Origin of the sequence: Lysinibacillus sp. Bpr_S20, assembly GCF_023337835.1 — a bacterium.
Taxonomy (GTDB): domain Bacteria; phylum Bacillota; class Bacilli; order Bacillales_A; family Planococcaceae; genus Lysinibacillus.
The window spans coordinates 231,757-247,072 of sequence record NZ_JALNLQ010000004.1 but is presented as its reverse complement, the minus strand read 5'-3'; the positions used below and the strand labels follow the sequence as shown (position 1 = coordinate 247,072).

19 protein-coding genes and 1 tRNA gene are annotated in these 15,316 nt (G+C 35.4%); 4 read left to right on the top strand and 16 right to left on the bottom strand.

Annotation, left to right across the window (positions count from 1 at the left end; translation table 11 throughout):
- Positions 1-63 precede the first annotated feature (63 nt).
- The 11 genes from MWJ95_RS12170 to MWJ95_RS12120 all read right to left on the bottom strand — a co-directional run bounded on the left by MWJ95_RS12170 (position 64) and on the right by MWJ95_RS12120 (position 6,743).
- Positions 64-732 carry a M15 family metallopeptidase gene (locus MWJ95_RS12170; RefSeq protein WP_249105768.1) on the bottom strand — a complete coding sequence of 223 codons (669 nt, stop codon included), beginning with the start codon at positions 730-732 and terminating at the stop codon, positions 64-66.
- Positions 729-992 carry a phage holin gene (locus MWJ95_RS12165; protein WP_249072827.1) on the bottom strand — a complete coding sequence of 88 codons (264 nt, stop codon included), beginning with the start codon at positions 990-992 and terminating at the stop codon, positions 729-731. The genes MWJ95_RS12170 and MWJ95_RS12165 overlap by 4 nt, the downstream gene beginning before the upstream one ends.
- Positions 982-1,272 carry a hypothetical protein gene (locus tag MWJ95_RS12160; RefSeq protein ID WP_249105766.1) on the bottom strand — a complete coding sequence of 97 codons (291 nt, stop codon included), beginning with the start codon at positions 1,270-1,272 and terminating at the stop codon, positions 982-984. Before MWJ95_RS12160 ends, MWJ95_RS12165 begins: the two co-directional genes overlap by 11 nt.
- A gap of 38 nt (positions 1,273-1,310) precedes the next feature.
- Complete coding sequence (locus MWJ95_RS24700; RefSeq protein WP_249072829.1) at positions 1,311-1,454, bottom strand: siphovirus ReqiPepy6 Gp37-like family protein; 144 nt, start codon at positions 1,452-1,454, stop codon at positions 1,311-1,313.
- A 435-nt stretch (positions 1,455-1,889) separates the two neighbouring features.
- Positions 1,890-2,126: a hypothetical protein gene (locus MWJ95_RS12150; RefSeq protein ID WP_249105764.1), complete on the bottom strand. Its 237-nt coding sequence runs from the start codon at positions 2,124-2,126 to the stop codon at positions 1,890-1,892.
- A gap of 28 nt (positions 2,127-2,154) precedes the next feature.
- Positions 2,155-2,478 (bottom strand): hypothetical protein, encoded by a 324-nt coding sequence (locus tag MWJ95_RS12145; RefSeq protein ID WP_249105762.1) that lies wholly within the window; start codon positions 2,476-2,478, stop codon positions 2,155-2,157.
- A gap of 352 nt (positions 2,479-2,830) precedes the next feature.
- Complete coding sequence (locus tag MWJ95_RS12140; RefSeq protein ID WP_249105760.1) at positions 2,831-3,676, bottom strand: major capsid protein; 846 nt, start codon at positions 3,674-3,676, stop codon at positions 2,831-2,833.
- 104 nt (positions 3,677-3,780) lie between these two features.
- Complete coding sequence (locus MWJ95_RS12135; RefSeq protein ID WP_249105757.1) at positions 3,781-4,353, bottom strand: hypothetical protein; 573 nt, start codon at positions 4,351-4,353, stop codon at positions 3,781-3,783.
- Between the two features lie 49 nt (positions 4,354-4,402).
- Complete coding sequence (locus MWJ95_RS12130) at positions 4,403-4,879, bottom strand: phBC6A51 family helix-turn-helix protein (RefSeq protein WP_249105755.1); 477 nt, start codon at positions 4,877-4,879, stop codon at positions 4,403-4,405.
- 372 nt (positions 4,880-5,251) lie between these two features.
- Positions 5,252-5,539: a helix-turn-helix domain-containing protein gene (locus MWJ95_RS12125; RefSeq protein WP_249105753.1), complete on the bottom strand. Its 288-nt coding sequence runs from the start codon at positions 5,537-5,539 to the stop codon at positions 5,252-5,254.
- 859 nt (positions 5,540-6,398) lie between these two features.
- The gene (locus MWJ95_RS12120) at positions 6,399-6,743 is read right to left on the bottom strand and encodes a hypothetical protein (protein WP_249105751.1); all 345 of its coding nucleotides are present in this window, start codon (positions 6,741-6,743) and stop codon (positions 6,399-6,401) included.
- Positions 6,744-7,087: 344 nt separating this feature from the next.
- Here MWJ95_RS12120 and MWJ95_RS12115 point away from each other — a divergent pair, with 344 nt between their 5' ends.
- Together MWJ95_RS12115 and MWJ95_RS12110 are read left to right on the top strand one after the other, a co-directional pair.
- On the top strand, positions 7,088-7,636 hold the full coding sequence (locus MWJ95_RS12115; RefSeq protein WP_249105750.1) for a recombinase family protein: 549 nt from the start codon (positions 7,088-7,090) through the stop codon (positions 7,634-7,636).
- 662 nt (positions 7,637-8,298) lie between these two features.
- Complete coding sequence (locus MWJ95_RS12110; RefSeq protein ID WP_249105747.1) at positions 8,299-9,582, top strand: hypothetical protein; 1,284 nt, start codon at positions 8,299-8,301, stop codon at positions 9,580-9,582.
- 429 nt (positions 9,583-10,011) lie between these two features.
- Here MWJ95_RS12110 and MWJ95_RS12105 read toward each other — a convergent pair whose 3' ends face one another.
- Both MWJ95_RS12105 and MWJ95_RS12100 read right to left on the bottom strand, forming a co-directional pair.
- Positions 10,012-10,239 carry a hypothetical protein gene (locus MWJ95_RS12105; RefSeq protein ID WP_249105745.1) on the bottom strand — a complete coding sequence of 76 codons (228 nt, stop codon included), beginning with the start codon at positions 10,237-10,239 and terminating at the stop codon, positions 10,012-10,014.
- 77 nt (positions 10,240-10,316) lie between these two features.
- Entirely contained in the window at positions 10,317-11,246 is a 930-nt protein-coding gene (locus tag MWJ95_RS12100; protein WP_249105743.1) for a hypothetical protein, read from the bottom strand.
- 245 nt (positions 11,247-11,491) lie between these two features.
- On the opposite strand from MWJ95_RS12100, the gene MWJ95_RS12095 reads away from it, so the two are divergent.
- Positions 11,492-11,800 (top strand): hypothetical protein, encoded by a 309-nt coding sequence (locus MWJ95_RS12095; RefSeq protein ID WP_249105740.1) that lies wholly within the window; start codon positions 11,492-11,494, stop codon positions 11,798-11,800.
- Between the two features lie 741 nt (positions 11,801-12,541).
- Here MWJ95_RS12095 and MWJ95_RS12090 read toward each other — a convergent pair.
- The 3 genes from MWJ95_RS12090 to MWJ95_RS12080 all read right to left on the bottom strand — a co-directional run bounded on the left by MWJ95_RS12090 (position 12,542) and on the right by MWJ95_RS12080 (position 14,012).
- Positions 12,542-12,802 (bottom strand): hypothetical protein, encoded by a 261-nt coding sequence (locus MWJ95_RS12090; RefSeq protein WP_249105738.1) that lies wholly within the window; start codon positions 12,800-12,802, stop codon positions 12,542-12,544.
- Between the two features lie 51 nt (positions 12,803-12,853).
- Positions 12,854-13,819, bottom strand: a complete 966-nt coding sequence (locus MWJ95_RS12085) for a tyrosine-type recombinase/integrase (protein WP_249105735.1) — start codon at positions 13,817-13,819, stop codon at positions 12,854-12,856.
- Between the two features lie 119 nt (positions 13,820-13,938).
- Positions 13,939-14,012: transfer RNA gene (locus MWJ95_RS12080), tRNA-Arg, on the bottom strand.
- Between the two features lie 628 nt (positions 14,013-14,640).
- On the opposite strand from MWJ95_RS12080, the gene MWJ95_RS12075 reads away from it, so the two are divergent.
- A complete protein-coding gene (locus MWJ95_RS12075) occupies positions 14,641-15,306 on the top strand; it encodes a hypothetical protein (RefSeq protein ID WP_249072842.1) in 666 nt (221 codons plus the stop codon).
- Positions 15,307-15,316: the final 10 nt, after the last annotated feature.

Here is a 15,316-nt window from a genome sequence, read left to right as displayed (position 1 = left end):
TTTTAGTATCATTCAATAAAAAAAGACTAGCTCGGCTAAATTAGCTTTGCTAGTCCTCATTGCTTATTTATTACGTCTTTGCTGAATAGTAATGTACAATCCAATCAAACGGTCTGTAGTCATCGCTCCACTTTGTAAATCTTTCAAATGCGAAGCTTGAATAATACCGTCTTTAACTGCCTTGGCGATATAATTTTCAGCCTCTGTTTTCATAGTTGGTGAACCTGGATTCCAATTTGTCATTTTAATTTCCTCCTTTGGTTTGTCTTTCACAATTAATTGAACTTGCATTTTACTATTACTTGGAACAATTACTTGTCCTTCTAATTTATAGCCTTTCGGTATCTTCCAAGATGACTTAACTTCAAAGTGCGGTCGATCAATACTACCTGTCCATGTGCCTCCCCATTCAATGCTTAGCTTTTTAGCAATAGCTCCAATTCGATTCAGCGTTGTCAAATCATATAATGATTGTGGAGGGCCAACAGCGATGTCCCATGCTAGACGTGATTTATGATTACTGTTTAGTGTCCAAGTAACAATTTGCCCTGGTCGTGTTCTCCCTTGAGCATATAAGTAATTTTGTCGTTCTTGGCTCCGGTACGTTTCAGTGATGAAGATGTTCTTAATACCTGCCTTATAACACTCTTGGAATAGTAATCTACAAGCTGTTTGTGCAACTGGTAATAGTTCGGCTAAATCTCGACATGTAGTTGTTACGCTTGTACTCATTTAATTTCACCATCCTTTGGTTTGTCATAATCCATTGCTAGTCGACTATCTGAAACACCTTTTGTTGTTGGGTCGATAATAATACCAAGCAGACCTAAAATGCTCAGAATCGTTTCTGAAATAGCTGTAATTTGGTCGTTGTAAATCGTAATATCGACATTAAAAATGCCCGCTATTTGATTAGCGAGCACTAGTAGTAATGCAATTAATGACATCCAAAACTGTATGTGTTGTAAACGCGCTTTCCAATTAATCTTCATGTTGCACACTCTCCTTTTTATTCTTTTGAATACCTGCTACTTTTTCCAGCACAACAATTCGCACTTCATGATTATTGATACGCTTTGCAGAATCTTTTGAGGTTTCGTCTACCTCATTTAAATGTTGATTTAATCTATCTATGCCATTAGTTAAACTGAGTAGCGTTTTATTCAGATTGTTAGTAATGCGCCAAATGAATAAAAGACCTGCAATTAATGCTGATACAATCGGCATCCAATTATTAATTGTTTCCACCACTGTTCTCACCTTCATTTCCAATATAAAAGCCCTCCACAGATTATTGTGGAAGACCAACTTTATCTTCTAACTTCCCCACTAATTTGGGATAGCTCTTGTTTAATTTTCTGTATTAACGTAGGACGATTATTCTCGAATGTAGCTTCAATACTAAATCCACCAGTTTCGTGAATTTCCTTAATATCAGTAATACGAGCATCCATCGTAATGCCCCAAAAATTATTTTGAATAGTGGTAACATCACTATTGGTTAATATCTGTCCTTCTAGGTATTCTTCTTGTATCAGTTCATTTAAATTCTGCTGCCCAGGGACCTTCTGGGCACCAAATAACAAAATATACATTTATGTATAAAAATAAAAAGCCTTACAACCGTTGTGGCTGTAAGGCTTAAGTTAGCGTCCCAGGAGGGATTCGAACCCCCGACCTAGTTAAATTTTATTTAAACAATCGTTATATTTTAAGCTAATTCAATATTACAGTTCTCGAAATAAGACCGAATTAAATATAGTATAATATAAGGCAGTCTAATCCCACAACCTTTATATCAAAAAAGTATAACGATTAAATAGTTTTTATTTTGTTGATTGGATAATCTAATAAGATTCTTTCTCTCTTTCTCCAAAAAAGAAGCCCGTTCAGTCTTCCGTGTCGTCCTCTGACATGAAATATCTTTCCATTTCCTCTAAATTTTTAAAGGAAACGAACTCACCTTTCTCATACTGTTCTTTACCACGTTTGATTGCTTCACGTTCTTCTTCAGTTGGTTCGACTTCAGGAATCGCCATTTTCAATAAAACCATTCGTAATTCTGAAAGCTTTTCTTCAGGTATCTTATCTACCAACTCATAAAAATATTCTCTATCAGCGTTCATACTTTCAGCCCCTTCAGATTAATACACTCTATTGAGTGCCATTCTTCAATCTATCTAACAGTTCTTTATACTGTGCGGTTCGGTTCTTTTCACGTTGTATTTCTTCTTCAGCTAGTTGACTGATTCTATCAAGGTTACTTTCGATTGAACCCAGCTTATTATCAATTCTATCAAAGTGTGTATCTACTGAATCAAATTGTGCATCTAATGCATCAAAGCGTGTGTTCATATTTGTACGCATTTCTTTCATGTCTGCAAGTATACCATCCGTGCCTTTATGCAGTTCATTCAGGTTGCCTTGCATATCCACCAGCATATCCATAATCTTTTTTTTAGCTTCATTATCATCCATTGTTCATTTCTCCATTTCTCGGTTTCTCCATTGCTGTGTTCTTATTGTAGCACGTTGGTACGGAACAGCTGACATAAAAAAAGATGCCAATACATCAGCTTTAAAAGCATCAATACCAGCATCATCTTGTGTAAAGGAATTCAACATAGAAAGGAATGGCTGAACAATTACAAGGAATAACTCTATCCCTTACATACCATTAACAACGTATTGGCCCACTTCAGACCAAAAAGAATACAAAAAAAATTCACCCCCAAAGGTTCATAACGAACTAATGGAGGTGACAACACAACTATGGGGGCATAGCTGGTAATAAAACAACCTGAAGGTGGCTGAAGCCTTCAGATTGCTACTAGATTGTAAAGCCTGTTAACTTTGCAACGCTGTATGGATTGCCTACAACGATTGACACGTACCATTCGATAAGTGTTTCGTAGATTGTTCCTCTAAGCCCGTTATCTACTGCTGTAATTTCACCAGCTTGGATTCCAGTTACTGCGTCAGGACCAAGTGACATTGCATAGATAGCGTTGTCAGGTATATACATGTCCTCTACAACTGCAATACGAACTTCACCGAAGCGTTGAACAGGTCGCCCAAAGGCATCTTGTGAAGGTTCAATGAAGGCTTTCTGTGCCATGAATAATTCATTTACTTTACGGCGTGTTTTTTTGTTCATAAAAATTACGTTAGCATTGCCCTGAACCTTATCTAATAGCTGGTGAATCAGTCCTGTGTGCAAAGGGAATCCACTCGCATCAACCACCTGACCAATGTCCATTCGCTTGTTTAACCCATCGAACTCCATAGGGTTTACAGATGAATCACCGTGGAAGAAAGTTTGGGTAAAATGATTGGCTATAGCCTTTGCCTTGCTTGCTGTAGCTTCCGCACGGGCATTGTGAATGTTTTGCGTTAATTCAATATAACGGTCAACTTCAACCTTAGAACCTAGTCTGCGTAGTTCCTCGAAGTGTTGTGAGTTGGTAGGGTTCTCAACAATGTATTCTTCATTTACTGCCCGAAAAGTTGCACCACCATCAGATTCTTCACGGATAAAGCCGTATGTAGCACCAAAAATAGTTTCAAAAGGCAATACCTCTAATACGGCTGATTCTCGTGCAATTGTCTGTACGATACCTTTCTGCATTGCGTTGCCTGTTAATTTGTTAGCTTCTGTAAGTGTAATTCCTGACATATAAAAATCTCCTTCTGTTCGTTAATTTTTTGCAATAAAAAAGCCAACTGAAGTTCATCAGTTAGCTTTGTGGGTGTGCTTGTTTTGCACTGCTATTAAATTTTTTAAAGGTTGTTTTCTACTTCATGAATCGAGACTGTTGCACCAGCACCTAAAATCTCCATTTTGTAAGGTAGGTAGACGTTAGGTTGCTTCCCTATATCCACTAAGAAGCTTTGCAGTAGTCCTTCTTCTTTAATTGCCGAATCATACTGTTCACCCAACTCTGAAAGCTTTTGCAGATATTCACGTTTTGCTTCTGCAATGCCCTCTTTAATTACTTGTATTTCGACTTGTTGTGCCATGTTCATTTCAGCCTTATTTGCCTGAATCTCGGCAATCACGGCATTTACATCTTCAGTACGGTAAATGGATATTTGTTGCATCTCAAGCTGAATAGATTGAATTTTATTAGTCATAGATGCCACAACTTGTTTCTGTTCCTCATATGTTTGTTCTGAAATTTGCTGAAGCAATGCAAGCTTGTGGTAATCTTTCAGCTTTACCTGTTCATCCTGAAGGTGTAGCTGTAGCTGAACCAACTCTTCTTGCTTACGTTCCAGTGCAAGTTCATAGCTTGTAGATGCATCAGATGCTTTATTTAAAAGACCGGTTATGACTTTTTTTATATTTTTCATAATGTATACTCCCCTTTTTGAATATTAATTTTCAATCGTTCCAGTAGATTTAATCCCTATAAATAAAACCTTCATCGTTAACTTTAAAACCATACTTTGCTAAACTAGCCCTACGTTCTTCAATTTCTTTCAATCTACTAGACCTTGTGTTTGTACTAATTCCCAACTCATTCATGTGTTTTTGGCTTTCTGATTCGGCTACATGTGAGAAGTGCTTCAGAAACATCTCAACGTGCTTATCGGTGGGATTTTCCTTTGACACCATTTTAAGAATGTGTTTCCGCACGTGGTTGTACGCATGTACCTCATCTTCCGTAACATAACTTGCTTCAAGTGCCTTCAAATAAGAATTGAACGCTTCATTTTCTTTCCATGAATAAAAAGTCTTTGTTGATACTCCTAACGTTTTGCAGATGTCACCCACGCTTAGCCCGTCAACAATTCGAAGCTTCACATATGATTTTGCAAATTTGACCATGTTTTCAGAAAGGGAAGGTGATGGTTTTATCTCGTTAATTTTGTCCATGTTTTTTATCCTCCTTAAATCGTTATTTCTGTGTACTACATCTTTCCAATTGTTAATTTGAAGTTGTTTAGCTTCCTTTGTGCATTGGCACTGTAGAGGTTAGTTGCAATTAATACCGTAATAATTCGGCTTACTCGATTAAAATTAGTGTGCCGGCTTCTTAATTCACACATGATTTCCTGAATAGCAGCGAGTGATTTCGCTTTATGCTTCATAGCGTATTTTCTATAGGTTGGAATGTGGTTTTGAACGTGTGGAAGTTTATAGCCCACTTGATATGTAAAAGTTGTATCTGCAACTTACTTATAAATTTCAGACAACCAGTGAATTATGATTGGCTTGCTTCCATGTAAGTTTTCACTTAGCATCTTTTCACACTTTTTCAGCTTCTCGACTAATTCCATTCAATAGTTCCTCCATTTCTTGTTCGCTACCGTCTACAATGATTTTTAAAATCGCAAATTGGAAATCTTCCATTCCAGCACGTCTACAGGCCTGTAAAATATGCCACTGCACAATTGAAGAAGCTTCAACTGTACCCTGTTCAATTTTGCTTATATAACTGCGACTGTAATTCGTGGCTTTCGCTAAGTCTTGCTGGGAATAGCCCACAAACATCCGCATTTGTTTTAATAATTCAACTGACATCATGTCTTTCATTTCACTTCCTTTACTGTTCAAATTGGCAGTACAACTTAAAAAGAAAAGGTGCAGTCTTTCGACCACACCAATTACTAGGGGAAACATTTCACCTTATTAAATCCTACTAATAGGTACTTGGTTAGTGCCCAAAGTAAGACGTTTATAAAAATTTTTATGGAACGATAAAGAATATGTTTGGTATTCGGTGTATCAGCCTTTTTATGCTTCTGCCTGGGTAAGAATTCTATGTGAAAAATTCAGAAAAAAATTTTGTAGTTTATTTTAAGAATTGATATAGAGATATAGGGTAACCCCCTAAAAGAAATCATGATGTTCTGTTGGATTTCAGAAAAGCAAACAGTGAAAAAAATAGTGTGTATATTCTCGAAACACCAAAACCTAAAGAAACAGCCCCTAGCCACCCCGTTGCCCCCTTCATTGATTATTGAATATTAATCTTCAATTATTAATTCACTTCATGGATGAAATCGTTCTTCAGCTGAAAAGGAATTCATTCTTTCAAAGGGAACACGAAAGGATTATATGTAAGTTCAGCAAAGGAAACACGAAAGAATTTAACGGAACAATAAGGGTTCGGTGATACAGATAGGTGAAATAGTTTCTTGTTCCGTAATGGAATACGCAATAGTATTTAAGGTATGAATCAGTGTGGATTGTATCGGCTGGTTGTTGTGCATTGGTTGCTGGTAGGTAGGTGGTGGAATAGTCGGGGTATCTAAAAGGCTAGGGCGGTTAAAGGACACCCCCTAAAAAGTAGTGCCCCTTTTAAATTGCTAAGCCAAAAGAAAGACCCACCAGTAGAAGTTGGCGGGCTTTCAATTTGATTGAACAGGGGCTTAGTGGAATTGGAATAACCCTATTTCTTAGAGTATACCGTTAGCACTTCATGGAAAAGGTATTCTAAAAATTTATTACGTTCTCCATTCTCCATATCTTTAATCATTGAAATCATTTGTTCAGCTGTCTTAGCCGTAACTACTTGTTGCCCCTGTGTAATACCGAAAGCTTGCTTTAAAAAGTTGTTTACAAGGTCACTCTTTGCACCCTTGCCCTTTTGCTTACCGAACTTATTCAAAGCAACGATAACATCAGTGTCTAAGTAAATAGAAACCTGTTTCTTTTCAACTTGCTTTTCCTTTTGATAAAACTGGTCTAACACAATTTCATTCGGGACTTGAGAATCATTAGGTTTATTCGGCATGGTAGAATCACTCTTTTACATTTATTTTTATCATTTCCGGTTTATTACTATTTTTTCAAACTCTATGTCAGTCGTGGTGCACCCCCTAATGATATAAAGAAAATTTCGCAAAATGTTTATGTAAATTGCTTTCCTATTATTATAGCAAAAAAACATCAAAATCGCTGTGAGAATAATTGGACGATGCCTTCCCTACTTAACTACACTTCGATTCGTCTCGTATCGATTTGAGTGTCAAAACTTAAAAGAATTGACACCACTAGCTATCCCCTGTATTATCAAGGTATCAAAAGGTGTCATAACATAGATTCATAAATGAAATACTAAAAAGGGGTTTTTACATAATGAAATACGGTTACGCAAGGGTATCAACTGCTACACAAGATTTAGAAGTACAATTACATGCATTGAAAGCTGAAGGATGCGAAGAAATCTATTCTGAAAAATACACTGGTACGAAAACAGATAGACCTCAATTTCAGCAACTATTAAAGCATCTAGATAAAGGAGATACCCTTGTTGTCACTAAACTTGATAGGTTTGCACGTTCTGCTTCAGGGGCTATTGAAACCGTTAAGGAATTGTTTAACAGAGGTGTAAAGGTGCATGTACTGAATATGGGCATTGTAGAAGATACACCCACTGGTCGGCTGATATTTAACATCATGAGTTCATTTGCAGAATTTGAAAGGGATATGATTGTTGAAAGGACACAGGAAGGAAAAGCCATTGCAAAACAGAATCCTGAATTTAAAGAAGGTCGCCCCAACAAGTTCAACAAGCAACAGATGGAACACGCATTGAAGCTTCTTGAATCCAACTCGTATAAACAGGTAGAAGTTATGACTGGAATCAGCAAAAGCACTTTAATCAGACACAAGAAAAAGCAGTGAATTGAATAGTGATATACGGGAATCAGCTTTTGCTGGTTCTCTCTTTGTTTTAGGTTGATTTCAGCATCCGTATAACGACACCAGCGTTGAGTCTAAGCTGATACGGCTTAATACAGTAAGGAAAACACTTTACACCTTATTTCCTTTTCCACACGCAAGGCACGATATATGGTAGATTCACCCCGATATTCACTGTACACGTAGACACACATTAGACACAATCGGCATACACGTTAAAATTTTTTATACATGCGACACCACATAATCACTCTACTTTGTGTCTGAACAATCACCCACCTTTAAAAGCGTAATAGTTCAAAGTCAAAACATCAGTCGAAACAAGTTTCGTCTGCACTAAATCATCACTGTATGTCTTTTCATTGTTAGCTGAAGAATTATACGTGCTACTTTTCAGATAGCATTTTTTCATTATAGGTGGAAGTGCTTTTCTTCCACATGCAAAGCATCTTCTTTTTTCTTTTTTATACTCTTCTCTTTTAAAGGGAATCTGCTACAAACCCAGTCATATCAATGCTTTCAGCAATCGTTTACTAAGCAATGAAAGTAAAGGTTTTTTTCAACATCAAATTACTTGTCTGAATTTCCCCATTTCCTTGTTTAAAGGGATGAAGAAACATTTAAGAAATCGGGGGAATATCACCATGAATCTAATCAATCCAGTACGACAACTAAACACACCAACAATCAAAGTAATTGATTCAATTATGGGAAGTGGGAAATCCAGCTGGGCTATCCATCATATGAACAATGCACCAGCACGGCAAAAATTCATCTACATAACACCATTCACGGATGAAGTGGAACGTATCATTTCAGATTGTACCAGTAGAGAATTTGTTCAGCCATCAAATGAAGATGGCACAAAACTTGAAGATATTAAACGCCTGATTTCTGAAGGTGCTGATATTGCTTCAACTCATTCATTATTCCAGCGTGTGGATGCGGAACTATTAGACTTATTATCAAGCGAAAACTATACCCTTATTTTGGATGAAGTAATGAATGTAATTACACCATTGGAAGAATACACTAAATCTGATTTACGGCTGTTATACAGTGAAGGAATAATAAAAGTGGATGATAGAGGTTTTGTACACTGGAATAAGCCTGAATACGATAGCGATGAAGGATATTTCACTAAAATACGCAACCTTGCTAACGCTGGAAACTTGATGATGTATGAAGATGATGAAGGACAACCAGTTGTCTTGTATTGGGCATTCCCAGCAGAATCCTTCCATTATTTTGATGAAATTTATTTACTGACATATTTATTTGATGGACAAATTCAACGGGCATATTTTGACCTGTTCAGAGTTCAATATAATTATTATTCTGTTGCCAACATTGAAGGCACATATCAACTTACTAAATACAACCAATATCACAACGAACAGCTTGCACATATCAGAGACAACATTAATATTTACACACCTTCACCAGCTGATAAAAAGGATATGAACAAAGTTGGCGATAAGCGTATAGATTTCAGCATGGGTAATTTGCGAACTAGAACCAAACAAACAGCAATAAAAAAAGTACTCAAAGATAACGCTTATAATTTCTATCGCAATAAATGCAAGGTTTCAACGGATGAAGTCATGTGGACTACATTCAAAGAATTTCAAGACACATTAACACCAACTGGACTGAAAAATTCCTTTGTTTCCGTGAATTGTAGGGCTACCAATCAATATCAAGATAAATCTGTATGTATTTATTTAGCAAATCGTTTTATGAATCCAGTAACAAAGAATTTCTTCTTTAAGCATGGCGTTCAGGTTGATGAAGATACTTTTGCCCTTTCTGAATTGCTTCAGTGGCTATTTAGAAGCCGTATCAGACACGGGCAACAAATAAACGTATATATCCCATCAAAGCGTATGAGAACGCTTCTTAAAGATTATTTAGAAAACGAATGGTGATGTTTAATCGACATGATGTTTTTAAAGAACAAAGTCGACTCCCTGTATGTTAAGGAATCGACTTTTCTTTTTGAACCTTATTCAACTAAACTGCACCGTTAGTTGAATAACAACAATCTTTTCGAAAACAGCCTAAAAGAAATATCTGAAAATGGTTGATAAAATGAAGAACGTCACAAATCCTAGAAGAAAAATAAGAATGTTTTTTGTCCTGTTTTTTATATTTCATCACCCTTTCATTAATAGTTTTCTATTCTCTCTCCCCCATTACAAACTATACCCTTAATATATTCTTCAATCTAAACACATTCACCTTTCAAAAATAAACATTTATTTTCTCAACTAACCTGCACCGTTAGTTCAATAAGAAAAAAATACCCTTACAGGCAGACGCTTCTCTTTTATTACACATTATATACGTGCTGCACATTATTCTGTCACTTGTTCTAATTTATTTCCAACCACCTTCAATACAGGACTTTCAAATGCTTTACGCATATACTCGTAATCATCTTTTAATTCATCTAATGATTCTGCAGGCATTATTTCACCCCACATATGAGGTTTATCGTTTTCATCATAATGAACTTCGCATATCTCAAAGTAAGGTTTGTTCTGTTTATTGGTAAATTCAACAACTCTATAATTCCAGTACATAAATATCCCCTTCTTTCACTAGCCTTTTTTGCAAACGTGCCATAAAAACTTTTAAGCACCGACTAAATATTCTCTTCTTAGGCTTCCTGTTCAGTTGAAATATCGATATCTAGCTTAACAGAACCGCCTTGATTTGTTTTTAGCTTTTCCCAAAAGTTTTTCATAGCATTAGCGTATTTTTCAAAAGATATTTTATCGACACTTAATACTTCTTCCATATTGGTCGTGCGGTACAAGTTCATAAGTTTAGTTTTATTTACTTTTTCAAAGTATTCCGGACGTATCTTGTATAATGATATCGCTGATGGTCCACTACCATGCTTAAATGTATTCGATAATAAATTACATTCACGAATTGTTTCCCATATTTCCGTTTCCACGATAGGTACTTCAATCCCACTGTCCTCTATAACGCCAAACAAATCAGCCCATTCAGGAAGGTCACTTGCGATAGGTGACGGCATAGTAAAGGTTAATTTCATTTCTTGCAGTACACTCCGTAAAGCCCCAAACTGACTGTAAAACTCACCGTAATCTTTTTCTTCATTGATTAAAGTGAATTCAATTTGATTTATGTATTCGTTATGATGATTTGTCATTTCTTCAAACAACCATTTCCGCAACTGCTGTTCAAATACCTGGTACAGATTACTCAATGACATTAATTCAAATTGATAATGCATAAGTGATTGTTCTTGCATACGGTCAACTACATAACTTTCAATTTGTTCATAGTATTCGCTACCATCATCGTATTCATAATTGTAATTGCTGGGAATGGTTTCATTAGCTTCTTTAAAATAAGATTCAGCAATTTTTTCAGGATTCTCCTTTAAGTCTTTATACATTGATTCATATGTACGATTATGAGTATCTATCAATACATCATATATTCGGGTAAAGGTTTCTTTGTAGTAAGGATTGAAGTACAAATTGAAGTACACATTACGCTTTTCAATATTAGGGTCTTGTGGTCTACATGTGCATTTATGCTTTTTCTTTCCCATTCGAACACTACCTTTCAATTAGAGTGGCTTATAACCATTATCAGCTACAACTTAAAGAAAAGCTAACTATCTGAACGCCTATCTTTTAAATGAAATCGGTGTTTTTCACTAGTACGTTGTAAAACTAAAATAACAACCCTTTATTTTAAAAAATCATTATTGAGTACGTCTGAAAAATCTACTTTAGTTGTTTTAAGGGGTGTAAGCAACAATAGAAAAAAATAAAATAATGGTGGGAATAAAAAATGAAAAAAGAACTAAATATGCAATTGAATATACACATGGATTTATTACAAGACATAGCTTTTAAATCAATAAACGGAATTACAGTAAAAGAAATAATAGAACTGCGTCAAATATACCAACAAGGCAAATATAAATACTTCAACCAATTAAAAATTCGTTACATTCTTCATTTAGGTTATTTAGGACTTGAATATGAAATAACTCCTGAACTTGAATGTATATTATTCAGCTACATCAATAACTTAATACAAGAACTTCCTGTAGAAGGCTTGGATAATGACAATGTATTTCATCTTTCAGTTAATTGATTAATTGAAGAAGTTAGAGAACCTACTAATATAACAGTGGTTCTCTTTTTATTTATTTCTTCATGTTTACTTGCATTATTTCAGTGCTACCCCTATCATGAAGCCAGAGTTGAGGACAACGGCTTGGTGCAAAAATGACTGCCTACATTTCTGAAACTAAATTAATAGAATCTGAAACATAGACAGCCATTGCATTATGTATTTCCATGAATCCGTCATTTGAGGTATCCGTATATGTATGCCCTTGTTAAATGTGATTCTTTCAAATCAATACATATAGTTTCTACTTCTGCCCCCGAAACGTCTTGTAATCCGTCTACATGCCTTCTGCGTGTATCGTAAATGCTTATTCTACTGTTATGAGAAACTCAACAACAATTACAATGTATTATGTATTCTGCATGACCTTAATCATTCAGACCTTCCACTCCTAGCCGTTAATGGTCGCTAACACCATTCACACTCAAAGCGAAACAAGGAACGCATATACAGAGTGCTAAACGTTTGTTTGCAGTGGGAACGCCATAACCTGTCAAGTTTAGTTTCTCAACGTGTTACTAGGCTTTCCACGTTGGATATACCAAAAAAGTGTGCACTTAATAAGCCTTGCTAATTCTAATTTTTTTCGATAAAATTAAGCAAGATAAGGTATATCGTATTCGGTTTATTTGCGTGAACTAGAAGTTCGATTTACTATTAAGTCACCTATTGCGAGTAGGTGGCTTTTCTTCTACATAAAAACTAGTATTTTATTGCTTGGCAAAGGTTTAACAGTGCTAATGCAAACCGTTCCCCTTCTTCAACTCCAAAGGTAACCACTGATTGTATTTCAGAATAATCATTTTTTGCGATTGTGATTAGTAGTGAATCATCATTTTTATCTTTTGAAGTTTTTGAATCAATATAAGCTTGTTTAGCATCAGTACGTGTAAAATAATGACTTTCTATTGAAACAAATAAATCGCTGTCTTGTATGTCAAAAATTTTATATCTTCTCTCCACTGGTACACACCTCTAACCTTTTCAGTTTCACCAATATACTAACTTTGGTTATTACATATAATCCTTCAATTTATCTGCTATATCATTTAATTCTGTATGTAAATACTTTGTAGTTACAGATAAATCGTTATGTCCTAATGCTTTCGACACTAAGAGTAAATCATTAGATTTTGAATATAAATTTTTTGCAAACCCACGTCTTAAGGCATGGGGATTAATATTCCTTATTCCATACTTTAAAGTGTACTTTCTAAGTTGTTTCTGAATCGAGTTAGATGTTATAGAAGTAGTTGTTGGTTTTCCCTTAATCGTTATGAACAGATTATCATTATCTTCCTTGTATTCATTTCTAATATGGAAATTCTGTTTTTTCATAACTTGTAATAAATAAATTAATTGTTCGTCTAAAGGTAAAATTAAACCTTTATGATTTTTCATAACTTCTCCATCGAGTACTAACCTTTCATTCACAAAATCTACGTGCTTTTCTTTCATTCGTGCAATAGTTCCAATCCTTAATCCGCAACGATACATCAATAAAATTGCAGTGGCATTTCTTAAATCAAGAAATTTTGTATAGTCAAGAACAGACAAAAGTAAATTCACATCTTCATCTGTTGCACCTTCTTTAATTTCAGTATCCACTTTTATATTTACTGACCGCCAAAACTTATTAGTGAACCATCCATTATCAAAACAACGTCCCAGAAATGCTTTAAAACACTTTAAACGTGTTAATTTAGTTGTATTTTTGACGTTCATCTGTTCCAGCCAAGAATAAATTACATCGCTAGTTATATCTATCAGATACACAACATTTGTATCTCTGATAAAATAATGAACAATTGTACTATAATCGTATAGCGTTCTTTCACGACAGCCACTGACTTCAAGTTGTTTCAGAATGACTGACAACGCTTGTTCAATTGCCACATCATTACGTTTTTCTTCACCTTTTCTAACTTGAATTAACGGTTGTTCAATTTGGATATCAAATATCCCCTTCTTTTTAGTCAAATGAAAAAAGCACCTCCACCTATAATTCATTAGTACAGAAACTCGACTGACCGAGTACTGTAAAATTGAATCATAAGCGAAAGTGCTTATTTCTCTAGATATAACGTTGTAAAACTGGACGTCCCAGGAGGGATTCGAACCCCCGACCGACGGCTTAGAAGGCCGTTGCTCTATCCAGCTGAGCTACTGAGACATGATGTTATTTTTTATGTAATCCATATGAAGGACAATATTTATTATATGTGCTTTTTATCATAAAGTCAACATTAATTTTACTATGAAGGCAAGGTTTGCCTCATTATTATTATTATATGATTTCCTGTACCCCATTATGCCCTCTTTCGACTCTACTTTTGCTAATGAAAAGCAAAAAACTGAAGGAAGGAATATGTTGAATGACTTAGTAGTCGTCGTAACTGGTTGCACAAGGGATTGGCAATGGCATTAAACTTGAGTATGCACGAAATGGTGCCAATGTTGTTATTACCAATATAAATAAAGAATTAGGCAAAGCAAATAAAAAAATATTTACTCGCGCAAGGTTATTAGTTTTTTTGTTCAAACCGATGTTACGAAAGAACAGGACATCGTTTCTTTAAAAGTTGTTAATCATTTTGGTACTATTCATATTTTAATTAATAATGCGGGGAAATTTCAACATAAATCTTTTTATTTATCTAACTGCTGCTGGAGGGATATCGAAGAAAATGATGGATGAAAAATAGCCATCTTCACTCCTTTCAAAAAATTGTTCTTTCATATATGGAAATACCTAAGAGTATTCTACAGTAGAATGAAAAACTAAAGGGAGTGGATATACATTGTACCCAAATTCAACTGGATATTACGCTAGTCCTTTAAGTGCGTTATATAAAGATACTTCCACACAATATACTGCACCAGTTCGCCATTTTTTATTGCCGCAGCACGATCATCGTCGCTTTATCAGTAGAGCTGAAGCAGATTTTATGGCAATGAATCGTTTGTTATGGATGGAGCATGTCAATTGGACGAGAATGACGATTATTAGTATTGTCTTTGGCTTACCTGATTTGCCCTTTGTGCAGGAACGACTGTTACGGAATGCGACGGACTTAGGCAATTGTTTACGTCCATTTTACGGTGACCAAATTGCTGATCGTTATGCTGAGCTGATTAAAGAACATCTTCTTATTGCTGCGCAGTTAGTAACTGCAGCTGCCAAAGGAGATACAGCAACAGCGGATGCAAAGGAAAAGGAATGGTATCGTAACGCTGACGACATTGCCATATTTTTAAATCAAATAAATCCATACTTGAGTATGGAGGCAGTACAAAAAATGTTCTACACACATTTAGCTTTAACAAAACAAGAAGCCGTGACTATGATTCAGAAAAACTATCAAGAGGATGTTCAAGTTTTTGACGACATTGAGGCAGAGGCACTTGCAATGTCGGATATGATTGCAAGCGCCATTGTCATGCAATTTTATTATCTCTTTTATTAACGTAAATGAA